The 8,763-nt window shown below is 34.9% G+C and carries 11 protein-coding genes; 10 read left to right on the forward strand and 1 reads right to left on the reverse strand.

Going from position 1 to position 8,763, the window contains the following annotated elements:
- Positions 1-26: 26 nt before the first annotated feature.
- Positions 27-740 carry a GntR family transcriptional regulator gene (locus V7083_RS01280; protein ID WP_335474529.1) on the reverse strand — a complete coding sequence of 238 codons (714 nt, stop codon included), beginning with the start codon at positions 738-740 and terminating at the stop codon, positions 27-29.
- A 281-nt stretch (positions 741-1,021) separates the two neighbouring features.
- Between V7083_RS01280 and V7083_RS01285 the strand changes: the two genes are divergently transcribed.
- From V7083_RS01285 to hpt, 10 genes are all read left to right on the forward strand, one after another.
- Positions 1,022-2,035 carry an SIS domain-containing protein gene (locus tag V7083_RS01285; protein WP_335474530.1) on the forward strand — a complete coding sequence of 338 codons (1,014 nt, stop codon included), beginning with the start codon at positions 1,022-1,024 and terminating at the stop codon, positions 2,033-2,035.
- Positions 2,036-2,336: 301 nt separating this feature from the next.
- A complete protein-coding gene (locus V7083_RS01290; protein WP_335474532.1) occupies positions 2,337-2,756 on the forward strand; it encodes a PTS sugar transporter subunit IIA in 420 nt (139 codons plus the stop codon).
- A 15-nt stretch (positions 2,757-2,771) separates the two neighbouring features.
- Positions 2,772-3,242: a PTS sugar transporter subunit IIB gene (locus tag V7083_RS01295; protein ID WP_335474534.1), complete on the forward strand. Its 471-nt coding sequence runs from the start codon at positions 2,772-2,774 to the stop codon at positions 3,240-3,242.
- Positions 3,243-3,269: 27 nt separating this feature from the next.
- Positions 3,270-4,046 carry a PTS mannose/fructose/sorbose/N-acetylgalactosamine transporter subunit IIC gene (locus tag V7083_RS01300; protein WP_335474536.1) on the forward strand — a complete coding sequence of 259 codons (777 nt, stop codon included), beginning with the start codon at positions 3,270-3,272 and terminating at the stop codon, positions 4,044-4,046.
- Positions 4,024-4,881: a PTS system mannose/fructose/sorbose family transporter subunit IID gene (locus V7083_RS01305; protein WP_438823680.1), complete on the forward strand. Its 858-nt coding sequence runs from the start codon at positions 4,024-4,026 to the stop codon at positions 4,879-4,881. The genes V7083_RS01300 and V7083_RS01305 overlap by 23 nt, the downstream gene beginning before the upstream one ends.
- Positions 4,882-4,905: 24 nt before the next feature.
- Positions 4,906-5,979, forward strand: coding sequence for an SIS domain-containing protein (locus V7083_RS01310; protein ID WP_335474538.1), 1,074 nt, complete (start codon positions 4,906-4,908; stop codon positions 5,977-5,979).
- A gap of 27 nt (positions 5,980-6,006) precedes the next feature.
- Complete coding sequence (locus V7083_RS01315) at positions 6,007-6,663, forward strand: HAD family hydrolase (RefSeq protein ID WP_335474540.1); 657 nt, start codon at positions 6,007-6,009, stop codon at positions 6,661-6,663.
- Between the two features lie 102 nt (positions 6,664-6,765).
- The gene (gene sda / locus V7083_RS01320) at positions 6,766-6,906 is read left to right on the forward strand and encodes a sporulation histidine kinase inhibitor Sda (RefSeq protein ID WP_335474542.1); all 141 of its coding nucleotides are present in this window, start codon (positions 6,766-6,768) and stop codon (positions 6,904-6,906) included.
- 156 nt (positions 6,907-7,062) lie between these two features.
- On the forward strand, positions 7,063-8,100 hold the full coding sequence (locus V7083_RS01325) for a DUF3231 family protein (protein ID WP_335474544.1): 1,038 nt from the start codon (positions 7,063-7,065) through the stop codon (positions 8,098-8,100).
- A gap of 47 nt (positions 8,101-8,147) precedes the next feature.
- Positions 8,148-8,672 carry a hypoxanthine phosphoribosyltransferase gene (gene hpt, locus V7083_RS01330; protein WP_335474546.1) on the forward strand — a complete coding sequence of 175 codons (525 nt, stop codon included), beginning with the start codon at positions 8,148-8,150 and terminating at the stop codon, positions 8,670-8,672.
- The last annotated feature ends 91 nt before the right edge of the window (positions 8,673-8,763 follow it).

Here is an 8,763-nt window from a genome sequence, read left to right on the forward strand (position 1 = left end):
ATCAACAGTCAAGTTTAAAAGAGCCTTTATTTCAAATCGCAGCAAAAGGTACAACGATCAAAGTTTGAATAGGTGATTGAATATAAGATGATATTGGAACTTGTATTTAATACAGACGAAGTTATTTTTATAACATAGCTGTTAATAGGTAAATTCAAGTAATTTACAATCTCTTTGGTAGCAAGCTCGATGTTAAATTCTCTCTTTTTAACAGCTATACGCTCAGAATAATTATTTTCTAAAATATTAATAAATGAATCTACAGTTAGCTCTGTTGAGAAAATTGTAGGTAAAATATAGGATGGTATGAAAATGATCTCCAAATCTAGAGGATCACCTTGGAATGTGGTTAAACGCTTTATTTTGTGAAGCTTACTTCCGAGTATTATTGAAAATAGTTGGGCTAATTCTTTGTTAGCTTCTACTAATTCATAAGATAGCAGTTTAGTTTCCATAACTATTTTATTTTCAGCATCTGTTTTAACAAGTGAAAGATCTTCAATATTTCTCACTAACTTAGGCGGAGCCATATAGTAGCCGTTATTAGGAATTAGGTAAAGAACCCCTTCATCTACTAAATAAGATAAAGCTCCTCTTAGAGTTACTCGGTTAACCTTCCACATATCACACATTGAACGTTCTGATGGCAACTTGTCATGGGGACTTAAATGGTGAACTGCGATATATTCCTCAACAATTTCCTTCACATGATTGCTTACAAGATTGATCCTTCTGCCCATGAACAACATCCTCCATGAAAAAAATACAAGCTGGTATATTAAAAGGATTCTATTAGTTAGATTATCATGATATTTTGGAGTAAGCAATTTTTTTGAAGTACATAAAAAAACGAGTACCTCTTATTTGAATGAGAATAAAAATAGGGGTATTGACAAATTATGGGCAATTGGTACAATGAAATCGTTAGTGGTCCATGTAAAAACCACCAATCTTTTTGTTTTGGTATGTTTATTGTCCGAGTGGTTGGTTATATGAACCAAATGAAAAGGAGGTATCATCAATGTTAAATTTTAATGAGCAAACGTATCTGGAGGTAATGGAGTTTAATTATGGATTAAAAGAACAAATTAACAAAGCTGTTGATCAAATGTATGATGAGGGCTTTGAAAATGTATTTTTAATTGGAATAGGTGGAACAATAGCTTTTATGGAAGAATACGGAAATATCCTAGGAACAAAAAGCAGCATTCGTGTATTTGTGGAGAATGCAGCGGAATTCCAGTTGCTAGGAAATAAACAATTTTCCGATAAATCAATTGTCATTGTTAGTTCTGAGTCAGGAACAACACCAGAGATTATCACTCTATTAAAATCTTTAAAAGAAAGGGGAATACGAACTTTAGGATTTGTTTGTAAAGAACAATCCACTATTGGGAACGAACTTGAACACTTGATTGTTTATCGTGGGTGCAGTGAAACATTTTTCGATCATACGAATCTAGTAAAATTGTTGCTGACTGCACGCTTTATGTATAACGCAGGAGATTTCCCGGATTACGAACAATTTGTAAAACAATTGGAAAATATGATTCCTGCATTAGTGAAAATGAGAAAAGAGTTTGAACCAAAGGCAGCAGACTTTGCTAATAAATACAGTAAAGAAGATTATCATATGCTCACTGGCAGCGGCAATATCTGGGGCGGAGTATATTCAATGGCGATGTGTATCTTAGAAGAAATGCAGTGGATCCGTACACAATCTGTAAGTTGTTCTGAATTCTTCCACGGTGCCCTTGAAATGCTTACGAAAGATACGAGCTTGATGATTTTTAAAGGGGAGGATGAAACTAGGCCACTAGCAGAAAGAGTAGAGAATTTTGCCCTGAAAATCTCTAAGAAAGTATCTGTTTTTGATACAAAAGAATATTCATTTGAAGGAGTAGATGATAAATATAGAGGCATGCTTTGCCCACTTTCAACTGGAGTATTCTTTGAAAGAATCGCCAAGCATTTAGAAGATACTAGAAAACATAGTTTATCTATACGCAGATATTACCGTGTGATGGAGTACTAATGATATTAATATAAAAAGGAATAAGATTAACTATAATGTATTTGGTATATACCACTTGTAGAAATTGGACAATGAGGAAGTTAGTGTCTAATTGATAGTTTAAAATTACTTAAATATTTAGTTAGTGTCACTAAAAATATGGCTAATGTCAAAACTGGTATGTTAAAAAATGAAACTATATAACAATGGAACCTAGTAATAGTACAGATCTATCACTGGGTTTTATTCAATTTAATATCTTGACACTAATTTGGCACGATTTTTGCAAAATATAATAATAGATAAGTGAGGTGAGGAAAAGATGAGACATTTTTTATTTGCATCACATGGTAATTTTGCAGAAGGGATTCGTCATTCAGTGGAGCTGATTGTCGGTAAACAACCGAATATATGGACTCTTGGAGCATATGTCGATGAAAACGTAGATTTAAAAACCCAGATAAAAGAACTTTTTACTAAATTCACAGAAAATGATGAATTAATTGTCGTTACAGACATCTTTGGGGGTAGTGTGAACAACGAATTTATGAATTTAGTCGAAGAACAACAGATTCACTTAATTGCGGGATTAAATCTGCCATTAGTGATTGAGTTGGTGACCATGGAAAAACAGGAAAAGGATACAGAAAAACTTATTAAATCTGCTATAAAAAATTCGAGGAACTCTATTAAGTACTGTAATTCGGAAATAGGCAAAGAACATGATGATGAGGAATTTTAGAAAGGGAGATTAAAAATGATTAAACTTCTACGTGTAGACCATCGATTACTGCATGGACAAGTCGCATTTTCATGGACACAGACACTTGGTGCAGATTGTATTTTGATTGCGAATGATGATGTACCTGTCAATGAATTGCGTAAGGCTACGATTAAATTGGCAAAACCTCAAGGGGTTAGATTGGTCATTAAAAACATAGAAGAATCGATTGCAGCGCTTCAGAGTGGTGTTACAGATAAATACAAACTTTTTATAGTAGTGGAATCTGTGGCTGATGCAGAAAAAATAGTAAGCGCTTATCCGAATATTAAACAAGTAAACTTAGGTGGCATTAAGTCAAAGGATGGTGCAAGAAACATATCAAAGGCTGTAAACCTTTTACCTGAGGAAGAAGTTTTAGTAAAAAAGATGATTGGCCAAGGTGTTGAAGTGGAAATCAGACAAGTACCAAATGATAAAAAGATTCAAGCTCAGGATGTTCTATAAAATAATAAACACTGGGAGGTAGAGTATATGGTTACGGCCTTATTGTTAGGCTTGGTTGCATTTATTTCACAATGTGAATATGCCTTAGGGACAAGTTTAATTTCTCGGCCCATTGTTACAGGCCTATTGACAGGAATCGTCATGGGAGATATTAAAACAGGTATCATCATGGGAGCAACATTAGAGTTAGCTCTAATAGGTTCCTTCTCTGTTGGGGCTGCACTGCCACCGGAAATCATTTCAGGAGGTGTGTTGGGGACTGCATTTGCTATCCATTCTCATGCAGGAACAGAAGCTGCTTTATTACTTGGCCTGCCAATTGCTACATTTGTCCTAATATTGGTGAATTTATACATGGTTTTGATTCTCCCATTATTTGTGCATAAAGCCGATAAGTATGCACTGGAAGCAAATACTCGTGGTATCGAAGTAATGCAATTAATGGGGGGATTTGCTCTGGCAGCTATGATTGGTTTAGTTGTCACGATATCTTACTATGTGGGTAGTGATGTCATTTCTAATTTATTACATAAGGTCCCTGACTTTGTCCAAACAGGCCTTGAAGTCGCAACTGGTATTCTACCAGCACTCGGTTTTGCAATGCTAGCAAGATTATTAATTAATAAACAAGTGTATCCATTCTTTTTCTTAGGATTTATCATTGTGGCATACTTGAAGATTCCTGTTACGGGTATTGCCATTCTTGGTGCTATTATAGCAGTGGTCATAGTGAATCTGAAACAAAACCAAGTTGCTACATCGGAAGGAGCAGTGGTAGTCAATGACGATGATGAAGACTTCTAATCTTGAAAACCAGGAATCAAATGATCAAAGTGAAGAAATAACAAGAAAAGATATTAATCGATTATTTTGGCGTTCCTTTCAACAAGAATTTTCCTGGAACTACGAGCGACAAGGGAATTTAGGTTTTACTTATGCGATGATTCCGATCTTGAAAAAACTTTATAAAAATAAAGAAGATTTAGCAGCTGCCTTAAAGCGGCATTTAGAGTTTTTTAATACTACACCTCATATTGTTACTTTATTGCTGGGGATTTCGGCAGCAATGGAAGAACAAAATGCAAAAGATAAAGATTTTGATGACAACACAATCAATAATGTTAAAGCTTCTTTAATGGGTCCATTAGCCGGAATAGGTGACTCTTTCTTTTGGGGAACCTTGAGATTAATAGCTACGGGTGTCGGTACGTCTTTGGCAATAAAAGGGAATATCCTTGGTCCGATATTATTTTTACTTATTTTTAATATTCCTCATATTGCCCTTCGGTATTTCATGGCAGGTTTAGGGTATAAATTAGGAACAGGATTTTTATTACGTCTCCAAAAGAGTGGAGCAATGGGGAAATTAACTTTAGGTGCTGCGATTATCGGGCTAATGGTTATCGGTGGGATGACGGCCTCCATGATTGATATTCATGTTCCGTTGCATATAGGAAGCGGTAAGGGAGCAACAAAGGTTCAAGATTTACTTGATGAGATTTTACCAGGGATCTTACCGTTACTTTCATTTGGAATCATATACTGGCTGCTAGGAAAAGGGGCAAAGGCAACTACTATTTTACTAGGAATTGCAGTGGTTGGCATAATAGGTGCTTGGTTGGGTATTTTTGGATCATAAATATAGAAAGGAGCCATCGATCAAATGAAAGAAACAATGATGTCGAATATTCTTGAGGAAGAAGAAATCTGTCATGATATCTTTGAAAATATAGAAAGTAATCTTAGCAAACTTAGATCTTTCATAGAAAAGGAAAAACCTAAGAATTGGTTGATCCTTGCGACTGGATCAAGTGCCAATGCGATGTTAAGTGCTAAATACTACATGGAGAAGGTCGCTGATATATCGATAGAAATACAAGAACCTTTTAATTTTGTCCATTATGAAAAAATAAAGGAGACAACAGACTTTGTTTTAGCCGTTTCGCAAAGTGGACATAGTTTTTCGACCATTGAGGCCTTGAAAAAAGTTCAATCAAATGGGAGTGTTCCGACAGCAGTATTGACCTCTAAATTGGAAAGCCCCATCACTCATTATACAGATATGGTCATTGACATTGGCTGTGGAATAGAAAAAGTGGGCTTCGTCACTAAAGGGTTTACAGCTACAGTACTGACATCCATGTTAATAGGGGTAATGACAGGGGAAGTGCTTGGTAATCTTACCAAAGACGATGTCACGAAGGAATGGAAAAAACTTAAAGAGATAACAGCGCAAATTCCTACTGTGATTGAAAAAACCAAAAGTTATTATAGCCTACATGCAGAAGAGTTAAATAGACTCCCACGTTTTGCAGCAATTGGGTATGGACCAACGGTTGGAACTGCGAAAGAGTTTGAAACAAAATTTACTGAAACGGTTCGAGTTCCGTCACAAGGATTTGAATTAGAGGCTTACATGCATGGTCCATATTTAGAAGTAAACAAATCTCATGGACTATTTTTTATCTTAACGAATAGCAAACTTATAAACAGGGCGGAGAAATTAAAACAGTATTTTCGCACATATACTGAGCATTGTTTTACGATTTCACAATTATCTAATCCACTAGATGAAAAAACGCTTACCTTAGGCATAGAGATGGATGAACTTATGAGTCCACTTATAATGGCCATACCCATTCAAATTCTCTCATATAGAATAGCCTTGGGAAGAGGTATTGATTTAGATGTTGATATTTTTAAAGATTTTGACCAGGTATTAAAAAGTAAAGTGTAAAAATTCCTCGGTAAATGGAGTGAAGAAATGGATCATTTACAATTAGTCATTTTTGATATGGATGGGCTCTTGTTCGATACTGAAAGGATCTCCTTTTCTGCTATGAAAACCATTATAGAAAAACAAGGTTTTTTTTTCACCCTGGAAAACTATAAAAGCATGATTGGTTTAGGGAGTGCAGAGGAACTTGATCATTTGTATAAGGGGCTGTATGGAAAGGATTTTCCTACCCATCTTGTATTAGATGATTATGATACTTTATTAATACAATTAGTGAAAGAGGAAACTAATATCATCAAGAAAGGTGTAGTTAACCTTTTAGATGCAATAGACCGAAGAGGATTAAAAAAATGTATCGCTTCTTCTAGCAGCAGAAACACTATTGAATTTTATTTGTCAATTTCAGGGTTAACGGAGCGATTTGATTTTTATGTAAGTGGAGAAGAGGTTGAGAATGGGAAGCCCCATCCAGATATATTCTTAGAAGCTTGTACACGTGCTAATGTATCTCCTGAAAATGTGCTCGTTTTAGAAGACTCTCTAAATGGTTTAAGGGCTGCAAACAGTGCTAAAATGAGATGCATTATTATTCCGGATCTGATTGAGAAAAATGTGGAAATGGATAAATCAGCTTATGCGATATTCTCAGATCTTGAACAAGTAATACCCATATTACCTAATTAAATTATTTTATTAATGGTATATACCTATAATGGAGGTATATACCATTAATTTTCCAAAAAATACTCAATCTAATAAGGTAAATAACAAACGGAGTGACTACTTATGCAGAACCTAAGTACTGAACAATTATTTGAAGCACTTATTAAGGCTATTGAACTGAACACAAGCAAAGACTTTATTTTGCTGTTAGTAAATGAGATCAATCAAAGAATTATTGATCACGCATTCAAATTAGCATCCTAATAAATGGAAGGGTGGAACCACTGCATTTCTCTAAAAAGAACGTACAGGGAATTAGGTTCCTTTGCTAAATGAATACGATTAAGTGTAATTGGAATAAAATAACTTTCTAATGGTAATGTTAAATCATAGACTAAAATTTGAGTAAGGGGACTATCGATGGACTTACAACCAATGGACATTATGAAGCCAATTCTATTAAGGACACCCGAATTAGATGAATCCCAGCCTTTAACTTCACTTGAAATGGGGAAACTATGGGCCACTTATACTGGAAACAGTATGTCAAGTCAAATTTTAAGTTATTTTCTTCAAAATTGTGAGGATGAATACATTAAGACTTTATTGGAGAATGGCTTGGCCTTATCCAAGGACTTTATGAAACGGATTGAAACATTTTTTACTAGAGAGAAATTTCCTATACCAGTTGGTTTTACGAAAGAAGATATAAATCTTGCAGCACCACGTTTATATGAAGATACATTTTATGTCCATTATTTAAAATATGCAGCAAAGGCGGGAATGAGCCTATATGCAGTAGCGATCCCCTTGGTAATGCGGAAAGATATTAGAGCATTTTTCGTCTATGCCAACCAATGCACGACGATTTTTCTAGACCAGATCAACAATGTTTTAGTTGAAAAAAAATTAATTTCAAAGCCACCCATTATTCCAACACCAAATGGGGTCGATTTTATACACAAACAAGATTATTTAAATGGTTTTGTGGGAGATATTCGTCCACTGCATGCTTTAGAGATCACACATCTTTATGATAATATTGAGAATAACATGACTAGTAAAGCACTATTATTAGGGTTTTATCAGACTGCTAAGGACCAAAAGATTAAGGCCTTATTTAAACGTGGTTTAGACATGACTGACAAAGCTGTTAAGCAATACATAGAAAAACTTCACATTGAAAACTTGACTACACCATCTTATATAGATCACTTAGTCACAACATCCACATATCCTCCTTTTTCAGATAAGATCATGTTATTTCATAAAGTGGATATGTTTTCGATGAAGATAAGGTCATTCGGTAACTCGTTGGCGGTAAATGGAAGAAGAGATCTGACTTTGCTGTATGGAAGGACACTTATTAACCTTGGATTATTTGTAGATGACGGTGCTAATATCCTAATTGATAAGGGGTGGATGGAATCACCACCGAAGGCATTTGATCGATCTTAAACGAAGGCTTGAGCCAAAATTGATTGAGAGGGGTCAGAAATTAAATAATGGAATATAAAATGGATACTGTTTTAATTACAGAGGATCAATTGAAGGGAAAAGTGAAAGAAATCGGTACTCAAATGATGGCTGATTATCAAGAGGAACCCTTTGTCTTAATTATTGTGTTAAAGGGTGCATTTGTTTTTGCTGCAGACTTAATACGGGAGTTAACAGGGAAAGTAACTGTTGATTTTGTTGCTGCGTCCAGTTACGGAGATCAAACCGAAACCTCGGGAAAAGTACGATTGTTGAAGGACATTGATGTAAACATCACTGGCAAAAACGTCGTCCTTGTTGAGGATATTATAGATTCGGGATTAACATTAGCTTTTTTAAAAGAACATTTTCAACTTCATAAACCTAAATCTATAAAAATTTGTACATTATTGGATAAACCTGAGCGCAGAAGGGTTGACCTTAAAGCTGACTATGTCGGATATATCATTCCTGATAAATTTATTGTTGGCTATGGGATCGATTACGCTGAAAAATATCGGAATTTACCTTATATAGCCACGTTAAAGGAATAATAAAATGATCAATAGTAAAAGGGTAAGACCTATCAAGTACTTCGGTATTTAGAAAAGGATCTATCCTTTTTTTGTTGGCTGTGTTAAAGAA

This window comes from Bacillus sp. JJ1764 (genome assembly GCF_036962145.1).
Taxonomy (GTDB): Bacteria; Bacillota; Bacilli; order Bacillales; family Cytobacillaceae; genus Neobacillus.

Excerpts from the sequence above, each read along its gene's own strand:
- V7083_RS01280 (WP_335474529.1), bottom strand. The coding sequence starts at position 740 with ATGGGCAGAAGGATCAATCTTGTAAGCAATCATGTGAAGGAAATTGTT.
- V7083_RS01285 (WP_335474530.1), top strand. The coding sequence starts at position 1,022 with ATGTTAAATTTTAATGAGCAAACGTATCTGGAGGTAATGGAGTTTAAT.
- V7083_RS01290 (WP_335474532.1), top strand. The coding sequence starts at position 2,337 with ATGAGACATTTTTTATTTGCATCACATGGTAATTTTGCAGAAGGGATT.
- V7083_RS01295 (WP_335474534.1), top strand. The coding sequence starts at position 2,772 with ATGATTAAACTTCTACGTGTAGACCATCGATTACTGCATGGACAAGTC.
- V7083_RS01300 (WP_335474536.1), top strand. The coding sequence starts at position 3,270 with ATGGTTACGGCCTTATTGTTAGGCTTGGTTGCATTTATTTCACAATGT.
- V7083_RS01305 (WP_438823680.1), top strand. The coding sequence starts at position 4,024 with ATGACGATGATGAAGACTTCTAATCTTGAAAACCAGGAATCAAATGAT.
- V7083_RS01310 (WP_335474538.1), top strand. The coding sequence starts at position 4,906 with ATGAAAGAAACAATGATGTCGAATATTCTTGAGGAAGAAGAAATCTGT.
- V7083_RS01315 (WP_335474540.1), top strand. The coding sequence starts at position 6,007 with ATGGATCATTTACAATTAGTCATTTTTGATATGGATGGGCTCTTGTTC.
- sda (WP_335474542.1), top strand. The coding sequence starts at position 6,766 with ATGCAGAACCTAAGTACTGAACAATTATTTGAAGCACTTATTAAGGCT.
- V7083_RS01325 (WP_335474544.1), top strand. The coding sequence starts at position 7,063 with ATGGACTTACAACCAATGGACATTATGAAGCCAATTCTATTAAGGACA.
- hpt (WP_335474546.1), top strand. The coding sequence starts at position 8,148 with ATGGAATATAAAATGGATACTGTTTTAATTACAGAGGATCAATTGAAG.